This is a genomic window from Palleronia abyssalis (assembly GCF_900302445.1).
GTDB classification, from domain to species: Bacteria; Pseudomonadota; Alphaproteobacteria; order Rhodobacterales; family Rhodobacteraceae; genus Palleronia; species Palleronia abyssalis.
Window position 1 is genome coordinate 250249 of the sequence record NZ_ONZF01000004.1, and the last position, 17418, is coordinate 267666.

Here is a 17418-nt window from a genome sequence, read left to right on the forward strand (position 1 = left end):
AGACCGCCCCGGCCCCGAGCCGGGGCACCTTTGACAAGAGGACTTCCATGACCCGCCTTCCCGACGCCCAGCGCCTTCATGTCGGCGCGATCCGCATCACCGCCCTTTCGGACGGGCCCCTGCCCCTGGGCCTCGACAATCTAAAGGGTGTGGACGCGCCCGAATATGCCCGCCTTCTGCACATGCACCACGCCGACCCGGAGAGTTGGCGGTCTGGCCTGAACGCCTTCGTGATCGAAACGGGCGACCGTACGATCCTGGTCGATGCCGGGGTCGCGGGGAACATGGGCGAACAGACGGGTCGGGTTCCGGCGAACCTTCAGGCTGCGGGATTCTCGCCCGAGGATATCGACACCGTCTATGTCACCCATATGCATGCCGATCACATCGCGGGCCTCATGAGCGACGGCAAGGCCACCTTCCCCAAGGCCCATCTGCGCGTCCATCAGGCCGACAAGGATCACTTCGCCGGGAACGACCTCGCGCAATCGTTCCTTTCCGCATACGAGCACGAGACCTTCGCGGGCGAGACGGACATCGCCCCCGGCCTGCGCGCCTTGCCGCTGCCGGGCCATACGCCCGGACATTCGGGGTTGGAGATCATGGATGGCGACAAGACCATGCTGATCTGGACCGACATCGTTCATATCGCGCCCGTCCAGTTGGCCAACCCCGAGATCGGGACCGGCTTCGACGTGGATATCGACGCGGCACGCGCAACCCGTAAACAGATTCTCGACCGGGTGACGGTGGACCGTACGCCAATCCTGGGCAGCCATATCACCTTCCCCGGTGCTGGCGTGATCGAGGCGGCATCCGAAGGCTATCGCTTCGTGCCGATGTACTACACGCATGACACCTAAGCGGGCGTGACTTTCGTGAAGTGATACCGCTCCACCCGGCGCGCGGCGGACCGAACGTCGCGGCGGATGGCCGCGTCCAGCGCAACGGCATCACGCCCCGCAAGGGCCGCGCGGATCGCATCATGGGCGTCGGCGGGTTCGACCGTATCCGGGTCTTCCTTCACCAGCCGCTGAAAAGGGCCCAGCTGAAGCCATACGCTTTCGATCAGCGGCATCGCGGCATGATCGGGGGGCAGTTCGTACAAGGTCCGGTGGAAGTCTTGGTTCAGCCCGGTGATCGCATCCAGATCGCCCGCAGCCTGCGCGGCGCAGATTCCCCGGTCGATCCCCTCCATCCGGCTGATCACCAGATCCGACACGTGCGGCAAGCTTTGCGCGGCCGCATGAACTTCAAGGGTCTCGCGCAGGGCCACCAGTTCCTCGAACCGGCCTGCCGTCATATCGGGCACCCGCAGCCGCCGGTTGCCCAACACCTCGATCGCGTTCTCGGAGCTTAGCCGGCGCAGCGCCTCGCGAATGGGCGTCGGGCTGAGGTCAAGGCTTTCCGCCAGACCTCGGATGGTCAGGGACGCACCGGGGGTCAGCCACCCCACCATCAACGCATGGCGCAGCCGCCGATAGGCGTACTCCTGGCCCGTCATCTCGGACCCTCTGGCGATGTCGGGAAGCGCTGTGATCTGCATCCTCGACCCCTCCTCGCGCGCCGATGATGAAGCCGGGCGTGACACGCCGATTGACACTTGTCCAGAAATTATATCACAAGGCGGAAATAGGTATCACATTTTTCGGATTCGCAGACATGGCCAAGACGGCCCCGATCAACAGGCTGGAAACCGACCACCCCGAGGTGGACGCGGTCTTTGCCTGCATCTGCGATCTGAATGGGGTGATGCGGGGCAAACGGCTACCGGCCGACCAGATTTCCAAGGTGCGCGATGGCGGCCTGCGGATGCCCCTGTCGCTTCTGGGCATGGATATCTGGGGCGAGGATGTCGAGGGCAGCGATCTGGTGTTCGAAACCGGCGACGCCGACGGCATCTGCGAGCACACCGGCCGGGCGTTGTCACTGGTAAACTGGACCGAACGGCCCACCGCGTTCGTCCAGCTCTGGACCCGGCAGGAGGACGGGCGCCCCTTCCTTGGCGATCCGCGCCGTGCGCTGGCGGCGGTGGTCGACCGTTTCACCGCCCATGGCCTGACCCCGGTCGTCGCGACCGAGCTGGAATTCTACATCGTCGATCCCACGAAGGCGGCCCCCCAACCCCCGCGATCGCCCGTCACCGGCAAGCGGCTGGATTCGGACGGCGCCCTCAGCCTCGACGAGCTTCAGCATTTCGACAGCCTGCTGAACGAGATCTACGACGGCTGCAGGGCGCAGGACATCCCCGCCGACAGCGCGATCTCGGAAAACGGCGCCGGCCAGTTCGAGATCAATTTCACCCACCTCGCCGATCCGCTGAAAGCGGCCGACGACGCGGTGCTGTTCAAGCGCCTCGTCCGCGGCCTTGCCCGAAAGCATGGCTTCGCCGCGACCTTCATGGCGAAACCCTATGGCGACCGCGCCGGGTCGGGCATGCACGCACATGTCTCGCTGATCGACAAGGACGGGCGCAACGTCTTCGACAATGGGGGCCCCGACGGCACGACCTTGATGCGCAACGCCGTGGCCGGCCTGATCCGGACCCTGCCCGAGAACGGCCTGATCTTCGCCCCGCACGAGAATAGCTATCGCCGCCTGCTGCCAGGGGCACACGCCCCCGCCGCCGTCGCTTGGGGCTATGAAAACCGTACCGTCGCCATCCGCATTCCCGGCGGCGACCACCGCGCGCGCCGGATCGAACACCGCGTCGCGGGCGCGGATGCGAACCCCTACCTCGTGCTGTCCGCGATCCTGGGCGGCATGCTTCTGGGCATCGAACGGGAGTGGACCCCGCCCGATCCGGTGACAGGTGACGCGTATTCCATGCGGCTGGACCGGCTGCCGCCCGACTGGGCCTCGGCCATCGACGCCTTCGCCCGCGGCGTGCATGTCGGTGACATCTACGCCCCGCGCCTGCTGCGCATGTTCGAGCAGTGTAAGCGGCAGGAACTGGGGCGCTTCACCCGGCACGTCACCGATTTCGAATATCATTCCTATCTGGAAGCGGTCTGATGGACATGCCCGCCCACCCTTACGCAGGATCGGGCGCCTATCCGCCCAGCTACTACGCCGCCACGGCAAACCCGGCGCCCCTGCGCCCGCGCCTCGAAGGGCGTGTCGAGACGGATGTCTGCATCGTCGGGGGCGGGTATTCCGGTCTGTCTGCCACCATCTCCCTGCTGGAGCGGGAGCACAAGGTCACCCTGATCGAAGGCGCGCGCATCGGCTGGGGCGCGTCGGGCCGCAACGGCGGCCAGATCGTCAACGGGTTGAACGCGGGGCTGCATGTGTTCCGCAAGCGCTTCGGTGACGACACGGCACGGTTCGTCGCAGGGCTGGTGAACGAAGGCGGCGACATCATCCGCGACCGCGTGGCCAGGTACGACATCGCCTGCGACCTGAAACAGGGCAACGTTTTTGCCGCCTTCAACGCGCGCCACATGCGTGAGTTGTCGGAAAAGCGCGATCTCTGGGCGTCCTACGGGCTGGACAATTTCCAGATGCTCGACCGCGCCCAAATCCGGGACCACGCCGCCACTGACGCGTATGCCGGCGGCATGATCGACCATCGCGGCGGCCACATGCATCCGCTGAACCTTGCTCTGGGCGAGGCTGCGGCGGTCGAAACCCTCGGCGGCACGATCCACGAGATGTCGCCCGTCATTTTCGCCGACACGCACCGCGACCGGCCCCTGATCCGCACGGCCGATGGCGAGGTCGAGGCGCGGACCCTGATCCTGTGCGGCAACGCCTACCTGAAGGGCGTTCTGCCCAACCTCGAATCCCGCGTCATGCCGGTCAGTACGCAGATCATGGCGACCGAACCCCTGGGCGCGGACCGCGCGAAGGCCCTGATGCCCGCAGATACTTGTGTCGAGGATGTCCGCTATATCCTGGATTACTACCGCATCTCCGCCGACAACCGCCTGCTGTTCGGGGGAGGGTCCGTCTATGGCGGCACCGATCCCAAGGACATCAAGGCCAAGCTTCTGGGGGCGATGCTGCGCCTGTTCCCCGACCTGAAGGGCACGAAGATCGACCACGCGTGGTCCGGCAACTTCGCCCTGTCGTTCCTGCGTGTGCCGCAGATGGGCCGGATCGGCGACAATACCTATTTCGCGCAGGGCTATTCGGGCCACGGCGTCGTCGGCTCGCACCTGTTCGGTCATATCCTGGCAGAGGCGATCCACGGCGACCTGACGCGCTTCGATACCTTCGCCGGAATGCCGTGGCTGCCCTTCCCCGGCGGTCGCACCTTCCGCGTCCCCTACTCGGTCCTCGGCGCGTGGTGGTACGCCACCCGCGACCGGCTGGGCGTCTGACCATGATCCCCCGTCCCTTGTTGGAGTTTCCCATGACCCGGACGACACTCGCCGCGATCCTCATCGCGGCCCCCTTCGCCGCGCAGGCGCAGGAGCTGAACTTCTACAACTGGTCCGACTACATTGCCGAGGACACGATCCCGAACTTCGAGGCCGAGACAGGCACGAACGTCAATTACGACGTGTTCGACTCGAACGAAGTGGTCGAGGCGAAGCTGCTCGCCGGATCGACCGGTTACGACCTTGTGGTCCCCTCGCTGGAGTTCATGGCGCGCCAAGCCCAGGCGGGGGTGTTCCAGCCGATCGATCGCACGAAGATCCCCAATTACGACAACCTAGACCCCGAGATCATGCGCATCGTTTCGGCCAATGACGAGGGGAACACCTTCGGCATCCCGTGGATGATGTATTCGGTCGGTCCGGGCTACAATGTGGACATGGTGACCCAGCGTCTGGGCGAGGATGCGAACATCGACAGCTGGTCGATCGTGTTCGACCCCGAGAATGCCGAGAAGCTGGCCGATTGCGGGATCGCATTGCTGGATTCCCCGACCGAGATGACAGCCGCCGCGTTGAACTATCTGGGCCTCGATCCCACATCCGAGGATGCGGGCGATCTGGAACAGGCGACAGAGCTTCTGACCTCCATCCGGCCGCATATCCGCTATTTCCATTCGTCCCAGTATATCAACGACCTGGCGAACGGGGATATCTGCTTGGCCATTGGCTATTCGGGCGACATCTTGCAGGCCAAGGACCGCGCGGCCGATTCCGGGAACGGTGTCGACATCCGGTATGTCATCCCTGAGGAAGGCGCGCAGTTGGGCTTCGACATGCTGGCGATCCCGGCGGATGCCCCGAACCCGGACGCGGCGCACGCCTTCATCGACCACTTCCTGCGCCCCGAAGTAACGGCCGCGATCTCGGACGCGGTGTTCTATGCGAATGCCAACCGTGAGGCCACGGAGCTGGTGGCCGACGAGGTGCGCACCGATCCAGGCATCTACCCGCCCGAGGCGACGCTGCAGAAAATGTATTCCGCCAAACCCCATTCGGCGCGCTACGACCGCGCGCTGACGCGCGCCTGGACCTCGCTCAAGACCGGGCTCTAGGCCAAGCCGGGGTCGCCCGCTTTCCCTCCGGGCGGCCCCAGTTTCATTCGGGACCATACATGACCGATCCCCAGCCCCTTCTCCGGATCGACTCCGTCACCCGGACCTTCGGCGACGTCTATGCCGTGGACGACGTCTCGCTCGACATCCGCCAGGGAGAGCTGTTCTGCCTCCTCGGCGGATCGGGCAGCGGGAAATCGACGCTTCTGCGGATGCTCTCGGGGTTCGATGCGCCGTCCCGGGGGCGGATCGTGATCGACGGGCAGGACATGGCGGGCGTGCCCCCGCACCGGCGCGATACGAACATGATGTTCCAGTCCTATGCCCTGTTTCCCCACATGACCGTGGAACGGAACATCGCCTACGGCCTGCGGCGCGCCGGAATCGGCCGTGCCGAAACCGTGGTCCGCGTCCGCGAGATGCTGGAGCTGGTCCAACTCGACAAGCTGGCAGGACGCAAACCGGACCAGCTTTCCGGCGGCCAGCGGCAGCGCGTGGCCTTGGCCCGCGCCCTTGCTCGGCGGCCGAAGCTTCTGCTGCTGGACGAACCTCTGGGGGCCCTCGACAAGAAGCTGCGCGAGGAAACACAGCTTGAACTGAAGAAAATCCAGGAAACACTCGGCATCACGTTCATCGTCGTGACCCACGACCAGGAAGAGGCAATGACCCTGGCCGACCGCATGGGCGTCATGCAGGAGGGGCGCATCGTTCAGGTCGGCACCCCGCGCGAGATCTACGAGTTCCCGCGCAGCAGGTTCGTTGCTGGCTTCATCGGCACGGTGAACCTGTTCGACGGGACCATAACCCAGGATCGCGACACCGATGCCGTGATCGATAGCCCTCAAGCGGGCGGTCCTATTCGTATTCCACACGCGATCACCGGCACGGTCGGGCAATCCGTCACCGTCGCGTTGCGCCCCGAGAAGTTGGTGATCGGCCGGGCGCCTTCCGAGGCCCATGACAACCACCTGTCGGGCCAGATCCGGGACATCGTCTATCAGGGCGGACTATCGGTGTTCCACGTCACGCTAGACACCGGCATGACAGTTCGTGTGACCCGAACCAACCGCGTCCGTGACGAGGGGGCGGCCATCGCCGCGGGCGACCGGGTGGCGTTGGGGTTCTCCGGTCAGTCCGTCGTGGTCTTGCCGTCATGAGGCGCCTCGTCGCCGCGCTTCCCCTAATGTGGTTGGGGCTGTTCTTCCTCGTCCCGTTCCTCGTGCTTTTGCGGATCTCCGTCTCGGAGCCAGCCATCGCCCAGCCGCCATATCTGCCACTGTTCGAATGGGCGGACGGTCTGCTGACGATGACGCTGAACCTGGGCAACTACATCTTTTTGGCCGAAGACCCGCTCTACCTGTTTTCCTATCTCTCGTCGCTGAAGATCGCTGCAGTTTCGACCCTGATCGCGCTGCTGCTCGGCTATCCCATGGCCTACGCCATCGCCCGGGCCCCGACGGGGCGACGCAACCTCTTGCTCATGCTGGTGATCCTGCCCTTCTGGACCTCGTTCCTGCTGCGGGTCTATGCGTGGATCGGACTTCTTAAGGCCAATGGCCTGGTGAACAACGTCCTTCTCTGGCTGGGCGTGATAGACCAGCCGCTGGTGATCCTGCAGACCGATTTCGCGGTCTATCTGGGCATCGTCTATACCTACCTGCCGTTCATGATCCTGCCGCTCTATGCCACGCTGTCGAAGATGGACGGCGACCTGCTGGAGGCCGCGGCCGATCTGGGGGCGCGTCCCGCTGTCACGTTCCTGACCGTGACCCTGCCTCTGTCGATGCCCGGTGTTCTGGCCGGATCCATGCTGGTCTTCATCCCGGCCGTGGGGGAATACGTCATCCCCGCGCTTCTGGGTGGGCCGGGCACGCTGATGATCGGATCGGTCCTGTGGAACGAGTTCTTCCTGAACCGCGATTGGCCGGTGGCCGCCGCGGTCGCGATCGTCATGGTGCTGGTCCTGGCCCTGCCGATCACGCTTCTGCGCCGTATCCAGGCGCAGGAGGAAAGCTGATGCTGCGCGCCATCACCCTACTGGGTTTCGCCTTCCTCTACGCGCCGATCCTCAGCCTGGTGATCTACAGCTTCAACGAAAGCCGCCTAGTGACAGTGTGGTCGGGCTTTTCCACGCGCTGGTATGCCGAACTGCTGCAGGACGACCAGATCCTTGGGGCCGCGTGGATCAGCATCAAGGTCGCCACTCTGTCGGCAACGCTGGCCACAGTGCTGGGAACGCTGGCCGCGCTGGCACTGATCCGGCACGGCCGCTTTCGGGGGCGCCCGGCCCTGGGCGGGCTTGTGACCGCGCCGCTTGTCATGCCCGAGGTCATCATCGGCCTGTCGCTGCTGCTTTTGTTCGTGGCGATGGACAACCTGATCGGCTGGCCCGCCGGGCGGGGCGTTCTGACCATCGTGATCGCCCACGCGACCTTCGGCACGGCCTTCGCAACCGTGGTCGTTCAGGCGCGCATGGTGTCGCTGGACCGGGCGCTCGAGGATGCGGCGCAGGACCTTGGAGCGCACCCCTTGCGGGTCTTCTTCGACATAACCCTGCCCGGCCTTGCGCCTGCTCTGATCTCGGCCTGGCTTCTGGCCTTCACGCTGTCGCTCGACGATGTCGTCATCGCCAGCTTCGTCGCCGGGCCCGGCGCATCGACCCTGCCGATGGTCATCTTCTCGAAAGTTAGGCTGGGAGTCTCGCCCGAGGTCAACGCGTTGGCGACGCTGATGATCGCGACCGTCTCGATCCTCGTTCTGGCGGCAAGCTTTCGCAGCTGGCGCCGCTGACCCTTGCCCGCGCGGCCCATCGCCACACCTTCCCAAAGGTTGAACCGAACGGGAGACTCCACATGCGCCGCGCCCTTGTCCTTGCCCTATGCATCGCAACGCCCGCAACGGCCCAGCAAGCCGCCGATGCGGTGACGACCGAAGGCACCTCGGCCACCGAGACAGCGGCCTTCGAGGGTCTTCCGGATCGCGTTCGGCAAGCGCTTGAGGCGAAGGCCAACGGCGAACCCACCGAAGCCCAGGACTGGATGGTCGCTGCCGCCAACCCGCTGGCCGTCGAAGCGGGGGCCAAGGTGCTGGAACAGGGTGGATCGGCGGCCGACGCAATGGTTGCCGTGCAGACCGTTCTGGGGCTGGTCGAGCCGCAATCCTCCGGCCTGGGCGGCGGCGCCTTCCTGGTCTGGTACGATGCCGAAAGCGGCGAGCTCACTACGCTCGACGGCCGCGAAACCGCACCATTGGCCGCCACCCCGCAGCTATTCCAGAACGAGAATGGCGAGCCGCTGGACTTCTACGACGCGGTGGTCGGCGGACGTTCCGTGGGGACACCGGGTACACCGGCATTAATGGAGGAAGCCCACAGCAAATGGGGCAACCTCGAATGGGCGGACCTGTTCACCGAGGCCACGACGCTGGCGCGCGAGGGCTTCACGGTCTCGCCCCGGCTTGCCACGCTGGTGGCCGACGATCAGGATCGCCTGACCCGGTTCCAGTCCACCGCCGACTATTTCTATCCCGAAGGGCAGCCCATTGCCGCGGGCGACACCCTGACCAACGCGGCGTATGCCGACACCCTCGACGCCATCGCGCAGAACGGATCCATCGCGATCTATAACGGAGAGATCGCGCAAGGCATCGTCGACACCGTGGCGAACGCCGAAGGCAACCCCGGCGTGCTGTCGCTGATCGATTTGGCGATCTATAGCGTCAAGGAACGCCCCGCCGTCTGTGCCGCCTATCGCGACCGGGACGTTTGCGGCATGGGGCCGCCCTCCTCGGGCGCGCTGACCGTGGGCCAGATCCTCGGCATGCTGAACCAGTTCGACCTTGGGGAAATGGGCCCCCTCAGCCCCGAAGCGTGGCGCCTGATCGGCGATGCCTCCCGCCTCGCCTTCGCGGACCGGGGCGAATACATGGCCGACAGTGACTTCGTGCCGATGCCGACCGATGGTCTTGTCGCCCCCGCCTACCTGGAAAGCCGCGCCATGCTACTGAACGGCGGCGAAGCGCTGAACGAGGTCAGCGCCGGCGCGCCGGAATGGTCGCACGCGATGAACTGGGCCACCGACCAGTCCATCGAATTTCCCTCGACCTCGCATATCTCGATCGTGGACGCGGACGGAAACGTTCTGTCGATGACCACCACCATCGAGAACGGCTTCGGCTCGCGCCTGATGGCGCCGGGCGGGTTCCTTCTGAACAACGAGCTGACGGACTTCTCGTTCTCGACGCATCAGGATGGCGACCCCATCGCCAACCGGGTCGAGCCCGGAAAGCGTCCCCGTTCCTCGATGTCGCCCACGATCGTGATGCAGGACGGTGCGCCTGTCCTGGCCATCGGGTCGCCCGGCGGGTCGCGCATCATCGGGTACGTGGCGCAGGCCATCATCAACCACGTCGACTGGGGCATGGACGTGCAGCAGGCCTTGGGCGCCCCGCATGCCGTGAACCGCTTCGGCACCTTTGACCTTGAGGAAGGCACCGCGATTGCCGATCTGGCCGAACCGCTGGGCGAGATGGGGTTCGAGACCAACCTGCGTGACCTGACCTCGGGTCTTCACGCCATCCAGATCGACGGAGAGACGTTGCGCGGCGGTGCCGATCCCCGCCGCGAAGGCGTCGCGGTCGGGCAATGATCCGCACGGCTATCCTTCTGGGCCTGTTCTGCGCCGCGCCCGCGGCGGCGCAGGACTGGTGCGAGTATTCGGGGCTGAACCCGGCCGAACGCACCATCTGCAACGATCCGGCGCTTCAATGGCGCGACGCCGCACTGAACAGTTTGTGGAATCAGAACGACGGCGGTGACGGCCTGCCGGTATCGCAGGAAGACTGGCTGAAGCGTCGCGATTCGTGCGGTACCGATGTCGGCTGTATCGCAGACGCATACGACACCCGCATTCTGCGACTGCGCGACGTGCTGACCACCCGCGCCGCCCCGCCGGCACGGCCCAAGTGCGACAACCCCGGCCTGTCAGCGACCGAGGCGACGATCTGCGCAACGCCCTTCCTGGCGGATCTGGACGCCGCGCTGTCCAAGCTGGATTCAACGATGAACCGAAAGCCACCCAACCCCGATGTGTGGCTGGCCGAACGCGACACCTGCGGGACCTCCCCCGACTGCATCGAAACTGCCTATCTCGACCGGATTGCCGGGTACGGCCGTCTGTTGCGCGAACCGGACGGAATTTGAAGGAACTGATCCGATAACCCGGCTCCCTTTCAAGATCGGCGGGCAGATCATCGAACCCGGCACAAGCCGCACGGTGGAGCTGCCTGTGTCGGTCATGTCCGACCATACCCCGGTCACGATGTCTGTCCACGTGATCCATGGGCGGCGCGACGGACCGACATTGTTCGTGTCCGCCGCCGTGCACGGGGACGAAATCATCGGTGTCGAAATAGCGCGTCGCCTGCTTCATGCCCCCCAGGTCCAGAACCTGCGCGGCACCCTTCTGGTCGTTCCCATCGTCAACACGTTCGGGTTTCTCAATCACTCGCGTTACATGCCTGACCGCCGGGACCTGAACCGATGCTTTCCCGGCAGCGAGTCAGGCTCGCTGGCCTCGCGTCTTGCGCATATCCTGATGACCGAGATCGTGGCCCGGTCGGATGTGGGAATCGACCTGCATTCGGCTGCGATCCACCGCACCAACCTGCCGCAGATCCGCGTCTCGGCCTCGCAACCAGACACGCTCGACCTCGCGCAGGCCTTCGGCGCACCGCTGGTGATCCGTGCGAAGTTGCGCGACGGCTCCCTCCGGGCGGCTGCGCGCGATGCTGGGGTCGACATCCTGCTGTACGAAGCGGGCGAAGCGCTGCGCTTCGACGAGATGTCGGCCCGCATCGGCGCCTCGGGATGTCTGCGCGTGATGCACAAATTGGGTATGATCGCCCGCAAGGGTCTGCCCCGGCGCGAGGCGACGCCGATCACGGTGCGCAATTCGTCCTGGGTACGCGCGCCGGCCGGGGGTCTGCTGCGCCTGTTCCGCGAAGTGGGTGAAACCGTTGAGGCCGGGCAGACCCTGGCGATCGTCGCCAATCCCTTTGGAACCAAGGAGACGGAGATCGTCGCCCCGGCGACCGCGGTGGTGATGGGGCGCGCGACGATGCCGGTCGCGAACGAAGGCGACGCGGTCTATCATCTGGCAGACGTGCCGGTCGACGATGCCGAAGATCGCCTGACGCAACTGGCCGCCGACCTCGAGGCGGACCCGATGTTCGACGAGGACGAGATACTTTGATCCGCGCGCCCGGTCGATCCGGACCGCCATGGGTATTTTCACAAGGGTGAAATGGCGGGCTGGCGCGCGCAACAGACCTTTCGACCGGCGCGCAAATCCCCTAGATGGGGCGAAACGCACATTCCCGGCGAAGGACGCACCCCGATGGCCAGCTATCAGTTCGTATATCACATGGACGGCGTCTCGAAGACGATCCCCGGCGGCAAGAAGCTGTTCGAGAACATCAAGCTGAACTTCCTGCCCGGCGTTAAGATCGGTGTCGTTGGCGCGAACGGTGCCGGTAAGTCGACGCTGATGAAGATCATGGCAGGCATGGACAAGGATTTCCAGGGCGAGGCCTGGCACGCCGAGGGGGTCCGCGTCGGGTATCTTGCGCAGGAGCCCGCGCTTGACGACAGCCTCGACGTGCGCGGCAACGTGATGGAGGGGGTCGCCGCCAAGCGCGCGAAGCTGGAACGCTTCAACGAGCTGGCCATGAATTACTCGGACGAGACTGCCGACGAGATGGCCGCGCTTCAGGACGAGATCGACGCCCAGAACCTGTGGGACCTGGACACCGAGATCAACATTGCGATGGAGGCCCTGCGCTGCCCGCCCGACGACGCGCCCGTCGACAGCCTTTCAGGCGGCGAACGGCGCCGCGTCGCCCTTTGCCGGCTGCTTCTGGAACAGCCCGAGATGCTGCTTCTGGACGAACCGACCAACCACCTGGATGCTGAGACGATCAGCTGGTTGCAGCAGCACCTGATCGACTACAAGGGCACGATCCTGATCGTCACGCACGACCGCTATTTCCTCGATTCGATCACCGGCTGGATCCTCGAACTGGATCGCGGGCGCGGCCTGCCTTACGAGGGCAATTACTCCGCGTGGCTGGACCAGAAGGCCAAGCGGCTGGAGCAGGAAGCCCGCGAGGACAAGGCCAAGCAGAAGACCCTGTCGCGCGAGCTTGACTGGATCCGTCAGGGGGCCAAGGCCCGGCAGGCCAAGTCGAAGGCCAGGATCCAGGCCTATGAGAAGATGGCGGGACAGTCGGTGCGCGAGCGGATCGCCAACGCCCAGATCGTCATCCCCAGCGGCGAGAGGCTGGGGTCGAAGGTGCTTGAGGTCGAGGACCTGCGGCTGGTCAAGGGCGACAAGCTGCTGATCGACGAACTTTCGTTCGCGCTGCCCCCGGGCGGGATCGTCGGCGTGATCGGGCCGAACGGCGCCGGCAAAACGTCCCTGTTCCGCTGCCTTACCGGGCAGGATCAGCCGGATCAGGGCCGAGTCGATTGGGGCGATACGGTGCAGCTTTCCTATGTGGACCAGTCCCGCGACGCGCTCGACCCGCAGGCCACGGTTTGGGAAGAGATTTCGGGCGGCGGCGAGGTGATCGACCTGGGCGATGCGCAGATGAACTCTCGCGCGTATTGCGGGGCATTCAACTTCAAGGGCACGATCCAGCAGCAGAAGGTCGGCCTTCTGTCGGGGGGCGAGCGCAACCGCGTCCACATGGCGAAACTGTTGAAATCGGGCGGCAACGTTTTGCTGCTCGACGAACCGACGAACGATCTGGACGTGGAAACGCTTCGGGCGCTAGAGGATGCTTTGGAGGATTTCGCAGGTTGCGCGGTCATCATCTCTCACGACCGCTTCTTCCTCGACCGCCTCTGCACGCATATTCTGGCGTTCGAGGGGAACGGCCATGTCGAATGGTTCGAGGGCAACTTCGAGGCCTACGAGGAAGACAAGAAGCGCCGTCTGGGCGAGGATGCCGTCCGCCCGACGCGCGTGAAGCACAAGAAGTTCGCACGCTAAGCGCAACCGCTTCGACCCGCCCACCAAGGGCGGGTCACCGACTGGCCTTACGCCGGAACACCCGGTCGAGACTGTTGGACACCGAGGCACAGGGGACTTCTAGAATCAGACCGACGATCGGTCGCCATCTGGACGATGGCTGATACAGCGGTTTCCGTCAGATCGGCGGCAGGCCGCGCTTCAGCTCGTCGATCCATGGTCCGGCGACCGCATCCGAGGGCGCGCGCCAGTCGCCCCGGGGAGACAAGGCGCCGCCGGGGGATACCTTGGGCCCGTTGGGCAGGGCGGACCGCTTGAACTGGCTGAACGCGAAGAACCGGTGCAGGAACACTTCCAGCCACTTTGCAATCTCGGCGAGGTCGTATTCCCGCTTGGCCGTCGCCGGAAAGTCGATCGGCCAGCTGCCTTGCCCGGCATCGTGCCAAGCATGCCACGCCAGGAAGGCGACCTTCGAGGGCGCAAGCCCGTAGCGCATGATATGGAACAGGAAGAAATCGTGCAGGTCGTAGGGGCCGATCATGTCCTCGGTCGACTGAAGCTCTTCCTCTTCGCCCTGGGGGACAAGCTCAGGTGAGATCCGGGTGCCCAGGATCGCTTCGAGGACTTCGACCGTCGTTGCGTCGAACTGGTCGGTCTGCATGGTCCACCGCACGAGATACTGGATCAGCGTCTTGGGCACGCCTGAATTGACGGCGTAATGGCTCATCTGATCGCCGACGCCGTAGGTGCACCAGCCCAACGCGAGTTCGGACAGGTCGCCAGTACCAATGACAAAGCCGCCATTCTGGTTGGCCAGTCGGAACAGGTAATCCGTGCGCAGCCCGGCCTGCACATTCTCGAAGGTGACGTCATAGACCGGTTCACCCCCGGCAAAGGGATGCCCCATGTCCGTCAGCATCTGCTCGGCAGCCGGGCGGATATCGATCTCGGCCGCCTCGATGCCCAGCGCCTGCATCAGTTTCCACGCGTTGCCCTTGGTTTCGTCCCCGGTGGCGAAGCCCGGCATCGTGTATCCCAAGATCGTCGTGCGTGGCAGGCCCAGCTTGTCGCAAACCTTCGCGGCCACGATCAGCGCGTGCGTGGAATCAAGGCCACCAGATACGCCGATGATCATGCGTCCCCCGCCTGTCGCCTCGAACCGGCGGCGCAGGCCTTCGACTTGGATGTTGAACGCCTCGTAGCAGTCCTGGTCGAGGTGGCTGCGCCGGTTGGGCACATAGGGATAGCGCCGGATCGGGCGGATCAGACCGGCATCCTGAAAATGGGGCCGGTGGTCAAAGGGGATGCGACGAAATTCGCGGTGCGACATCTCGGCCGAGTCGGAATATGTCCCGGTGCGCATCCGTTCGTTCAAGATGCGCTGCGTGTCGATATCGGCCAGGCAAAGCTGCGGATCGAGGGAAAAGCGCTCGGACTCGGCCATCAGGTCGCCCAGCTCGTAAATCGCGCCCTGCCCGTCCCAGGCCAAATCCGTGGTGCTTTCCCCCGGGCCAGCCGCCGAATAGGCGTAAGCCGCCATCGCCCGCGCCGATTGCGATCGGCAGAGCATGTGGCGTTCGTCCGATTTGCCGATGGTAATGTTCGACGCCGACAGGTTCGCGAGGATCGTGGCGCCGTGCAGCGCGGCCTCGGACGAGGGAGGGATGGCTGCCCAGTAATCCTCGCAAATCTCGACGTGCAGGACGAACCCCGGCAGATCCGAGGCTTCGAAGATCAGATCGCTGCCGAAGGGCACATCCGTGTCGCCCAAACGCATGGTTCTGCCCCTGACGTTCCGGCCATGGGCAAACCAACGTTTCTCGTAGTATTCGCGGTAGTTCGGAAGGTAGGATTTCGGCACCACGCCAAGGACGCGCCCGCGCGAGATCACGATCGCACAGTTGTAAAGCTTTCCGCCCTGCCGCATCGGCGCGCCCACCAGTAGCACCGGATCCAGATCCGAGCTTTCCCGCACGATCCGGTCCAGCGCGTCCTCGACCGCGCCCAGTAGCGCGGTCTGCATGTGCAGATCGTCGAGCGCATAGGAGGACAGGCAAAGCTCGGGGAAGACCAGAAGGTCTACGCGCGCCGCGTGGGCGCGCTTGGCCTCTTCGAGGATGGCGTCGCGATTATAGGCGACATCGGCGGTCCGCACGCGTGGCGTGCTGGTCCCCACCCGGACGAACCCGTGCCGATGCAGGGCATAAAAGCTTTCCGGCGAAAGACGATCCGTCATTCCAATCCTTCCTCGAACATTTCGACCGCGACCTGCAAACACGCGAGGCGGACGCCGCTACGTCCGATCGAGCCGAAATGTTCCTCGCGATGCAAGGTCTTGCGGTTGCGGACGGCGCATCCGAAATGAACCAGGCCTTCTTCGGCGCCTCCCGCGGGACCGGCAAATCCGGTTACCGAAAACGCGACATGGGCCGCGGACCTGTCCAGCGTCCCATCGGCCATGGCAATCGCAACGGGGCGCGAAACAGCCCCATGCCGATTCAGAAGATCGGGCGGCACCCCCAGCATGTCGGCCTTTGCCCGATCCGTATAAACGACGTACCCCCGGTCAAAGGCATGGGAACTGCCTTCGACATCGGTGAAGAGAGATGCGACCAGACCGCCCGTGCAGCTTTCGGCGGTGGCCAGCATCCGTTCCAGGCCGCAGGCGCGATCCAGAACCTGCCGTATCCGATCCTGCAAGGCGTCGGGTATGTCGGTGACGAGCGTTTCGACCATCTTCAATCCCTTGGGGCTTCCTCGCCCAACGGAGTTTCGCGCCGTCGGTTTCCCGAGGACTGGCCCGGGGCGACCATGACCCGAGATTCAGGCGTTCGCCGCCTTGGCGATACGGCCGGCCACCATGGGTTCGGGCACACCCGTCGTTGTCGGGAACGTCACCGGGATACCCCCAAGACGACACATCGCGAGAAACGCAAAGCACTGCGCCTCGATGGCGTCGCCCTGCCAGCCCACTTCCTCGGCAGGCTCAATCCGGATGCGGGCATAGGTCTCGATCATCCGAAGCAGGGTCGGATTGTGGCGCCCGCCGCCGCAGACGATCAACCGATCCGGCCGTTCCGGCAGAAGATCGAGGCCGCGCCCAACGGCAGACGCGGTAAAGGCCGTCAGCGTGGCAGCCGCGTCCTCGGGGGGCAGATCATGTACCCAGTCATGCCCGAAATCGAACCGGTCGAGCGATTTGGGATAGTCCCGCGCAAGGTACGGGTGCTTCAGCTGCGCGGTCAGTCGCGCGTCGTCCACCCGTCCAGCGGCCGCAAGCTTTCCCCCACGGTCCATATCCCCGAGGCCCAGATAAGCCACAAGATCGTTGATCGGGGCATTCGCCGGCCCCGTGTCGAACGCGATCAACGTCCCGTCGGCATCGCGCGCCGTCACGTTGCCCACACCGCCGAGGTTCAGAACGGCCGTCCCCGCGCCATCTTCCAGATCGCGTAGCAGCGCCCCGTGATAGATCGCCGACAGCGGTGCCCCCTGGCCGCCGGCCTCCATATCCCCGCTTCGAAAATCGTAGACAACCGGAACGCCCAGGATGTCGGCCATCAGTTTCCCGTCGCCAAGCTGCCGTGTCTGCCCCTTTCGACCCTCGTCCGGGGCACGGTGCAGCACGGTCTGACCGTGGAATCCGACGGCAGCGATCTGGTCCACCGAAAGGCCTGCATCCGTGACGAGGTTGCGCACGGCGTCCGACTGGGCGCGGGTGATTCTGTCTTCCGCGTCGGCAAAGATCGCTGGCTCGGGGCCCTCGAAATTCCAGGCGCGCGCTTCGGACAGGCATCGCGCCAGCATGTCCCGCGTTTCGGTGTCGTAGGGCGCCAGGGTGTAGGGCCCGAACTCGATCACGCGGGTGCCGTCGCTGCGCAAGAGCGCCACGTCGATATGCCCGTCGAGGACGGTTCCGGTCATCAGTCCGACGGTCCAGTCAGGATCCAT

At 65.0% G+C, this 17418-nt stretch carries 15 protein-coding genes; 11 read left to right on the plus strand and 4 right to left on the minus strand.

Annotation, left to right across the window (positions count from 1 at the left end; all coding sequences use genetic code 11):
* The first annotated feature begins 47 nt into the window (after window positions 1-47).
* Window positions 48-863, plus strand: coding sequence for an MBL fold metallo-hydrolase (locus PAA8504_RS11480; protein ID WP_108894322.1), 816 nt, complete (start codon window positions 48-50; stop codon window positions 861-863).
* Here PAA8504_RS11480 and PAA8504_RS11485 read toward each other — a convergent pair.
* On the minus strand, window positions 860-1546 hold the full coding sequence (locus tag PAA8504_RS11485; RefSeq protein WP_108894323.1) for a GntR family transcriptional regulator: 687 nt from the start codon (window positions 1544-1546) through the stop codon (window positions 860-862). The genes PAA8504_RS11480 and PAA8504_RS11485 overlap by 4 nt on opposite strands.
* Window positions 1547-1662: 116 nt before the next feature.
* On the opposite strand from PAA8504_RS11485, the gene PAA8504_RS11490 reads away from it, so the two are divergent.
* The 10 genes from PAA8504_RS11490 (at window position 1663) to ettA (ending at window position 13488) form a co-directional block, all read left to right on the plus strand.
* Window positions 1663-3015, plus strand: a complete 1353-nt coding sequence (locus PAA8504_RS11490; RefSeq protein WP_108894324.1) for a glutamine synthetase family protein — start codon at window positions 1663-1665, stop codon at window positions 3013-3015.
* On the plus strand, window positions 3015-4325 hold the full coding sequence (locus PAA8504_RS11495) for an NAD(P)/FAD-dependent oxidoreductase (protein ID WP_245897593.1): 1311 nt from the start codon (window positions 3015-3017) through the stop codon (window positions 4323-4325). Before PAA8504_RS11490 ends, PAA8504_RS11495 begins: the two co-directional genes overlap by 1 nt.
* Before the next feature lie 32 nt (window positions 4326-4357).
* On the plus strand, window positions 4358-5437 hold the full coding sequence (locus PAA8504_RS11500; RefSeq protein WP_108894417.1) for a polyamine ABC transporter substrate-binding protein: 1080 nt from the start codon (window positions 4358-4360) through the stop codon (window positions 5435-5437).
* Between the two features lie 59 nt (window positions 5438-5496).
* Entirely contained in the window at window positions 5497-6594 is a 1098-nt protein-coding gene (locus tag PAA8504_RS11505; protein ID WP_108894325.1) for an ABC transporter ATP-binding protein, read from the plus strand.
* Window positions 6591-7454, plus strand: a complete 864-nt coding sequence (locus tag PAA8504_RS11510) for an ABC transporter permease subunit (protein ID WP_108894326.1) — start codon at window positions 6591-6593, stop codon at window positions 7452-7454. Before PAA8504_RS11505 ends, PAA8504_RS11510 begins: the two co-directional genes overlap by 4 nt.
* A complete protein-coding gene (locus PAA8504_RS11515) occupies window positions 7454-8227 on the plus strand; it encodes an ABC transporter permease subunit (RefSeq protein ID WP_108894327.1) in 774 nt (257 codons plus the stop codon). The genes PAA8504_RS11510 and PAA8504_RS11515 overlap by 1 nt, the downstream gene beginning before the upstream one ends.
* Before the next feature lie 62 nt (window positions 8228-8289).
* A complete protein-coding gene (gene ggt / locus PAA8504_RS11520; RefSeq protein ID WP_108894328.1) occupies window positions 8290-10083 on the plus strand; it encodes a gamma-glutamyltransferase in 1794 nt (597 codons plus the stop codon).
* Complete coding sequence (locus tag PAA8504_RS21790; RefSeq protein WP_146190484.1) at window positions 10080-10637, plus strand: lysozyme inhibitor LprI family protein; 558 nt, start codon at window positions 10080-10082, stop codon at window positions 10635-10637. The genes ggt and PAA8504_RS21790 overlap by 4 nt, the downstream gene beginning before the upstream one ends.
* Window positions 10638-10650: 13 nt before the next feature.
* Window positions 10651-11688, plus strand: a complete 1038-nt coding sequence (locus PAA8504_RS11525; RefSeq protein ID WP_245897610.1) for a succinylglutamate desuccinylase/aspartoacylase family protein — start codon at window positions 10651-10653, stop codon at window positions 11686-11688.
* 144 nt (window positions 11689-11832) lie between these two features.
* Window positions 11833-13488, plus strand: a complete 1656-nt coding sequence (gene ettA, locus PAA8504_RS11530) for an energy-dependent translational throttle protein EttA (RefSeq protein ID WP_108894330.1) — start codon at window positions 11833-11835, stop codon at window positions 13486-13488.
* Window positions 13489-13645: 157 nt separating this feature from the next.
* Here ettA and PAA8504_RS11535 read toward each other — a convergent pair whose 3' ends face one another.
* From PAA8504_RS11535 to PAA8504_RS11545, 3 genes are all read right to left on the minus strand, one after another.
* Window positions 13646-15703, minus strand: a complete 2058-nt coding sequence (locus tag PAA8504_RS11535; protein WP_108894331.1) for an NAD(+) synthase — start codon at window positions 15701-15703, stop codon at window positions 13646-13648.
* Complete coding sequence (locus PAA8504_RS11540) at window positions 15700-16203, minus strand: CinA family protein (RefSeq protein ID WP_108894332.1); 504 nt, start codon at window positions 16201-16203, stop codon at window positions 15700-15702. Before PAA8504_RS11540 ends, PAA8504_RS11535 begins: the two co-directional genes overlap by 4 nt.
* Window positions 16204-16290: 87 nt before the next feature.
* Window positions 16291-17418: an anhydro-N-acetylmuramic acid kinase gene (locus PAA8504_RS11545; RefSeq protein ID WP_108894333.1), complete on the minus strand. Its 1128-nt coding sequence runs from the start codon at window positions 17416-17418 to the stop codon at window positions 16291-16293.

Coding starts and splice junctions, on each gene's coding strand:
- PAA8504_RS11480 (WP_108894322.1), top strand. CDS start 48: ATGACCCGCCTTCCCGACGCCCAGCGCCTTCATGTCGGCGCGATCCGC.
- PAA8504_RS11485 (WP_108894323.1), bottom strand. CDS start 1,546: ATGCAGATCACAGCGCTTCCCGACATCGCCAGAGGGTCCGAGATGACG.
- PAA8504_RS11490 (WP_108894324.1), top strand. CDS start 1,663: ATGGCCAAGACGGCCCCGATCAACAGGCTGGAAACCGACCACCCCGAG.
- PAA8504_RS11495 (WP_245897593.1), top strand. CDS start 3,015: ATGGACATGCCCGCCCACCCTTACGCAGGATCGGGCGCCTATCCGCCC.
- PAA8504_RS11500 (WP_108894417.1), top strand. CDS start 4,358: ATGACCCGGACGACACTCGCCGCGATCCTCATCGCGGCCCCCTTCGCC.
- PAA8504_RS11505 (WP_108894325.1), top strand. CDS start 5,497: ATGACCGATCCCCAGCCCCTTCTCCGGATCGACTCCGTCACCCGGACC.
- PAA8504_RS11510 (WP_108894326.1), top strand. CDS start 6,591: ATGAGGCGCCTCGTCGCCGCGCTTCCCCTAATGTGGTTGGGGCTGTTC.
- PAA8504_RS11515 (WP_108894327.1), top strand. CDS start 7,454: ATGCTGCGCGCCATCACCCTACTGGGTTTCGCCTTCCTCTACGCGCCG.
- ggt (WP_108894328.1), top strand. CDS start 8,290: ATGCGCCGCGCCCTTGTCCTTGCCCTATGCATCGCAACGCCCGCAACG.
- PAA8504_RS21790 (WP_146190484.1), top strand. CDS start 10,080: ATGATCCGCACGGCTATCCTTCTGGGCCTGTTCTGCGCCGCGCCCGCG.
- ettA (WP_108894330.1), top strand. CDS start 11,833: ATGGCCAGCTATCAGTTCGTATATCACATGGACGGCGTCTCGAAGACG.
- PAA8504_RS11535 (WP_108894331.1), bottom strand. CDS start 15,703: ATGACGGATCGTCTTTCGCCGGAAAGCTTTTATGCCCTGCATCGGCAC.
- PAA8504_RS11540 (WP_108894332.1), bottom strand. CDS start 16,203: ATGGTCGAAACGCTCGTCACCGACATACCCGACGCCTTGCAGGATCGG.
- PAA8504_RS11545 (WP_108894333.1), bottom strand. CDS start 17,418: ATGGATCCTGACTGGACCGTCGGACTGATGACCGGAACCGTCCTCGAC.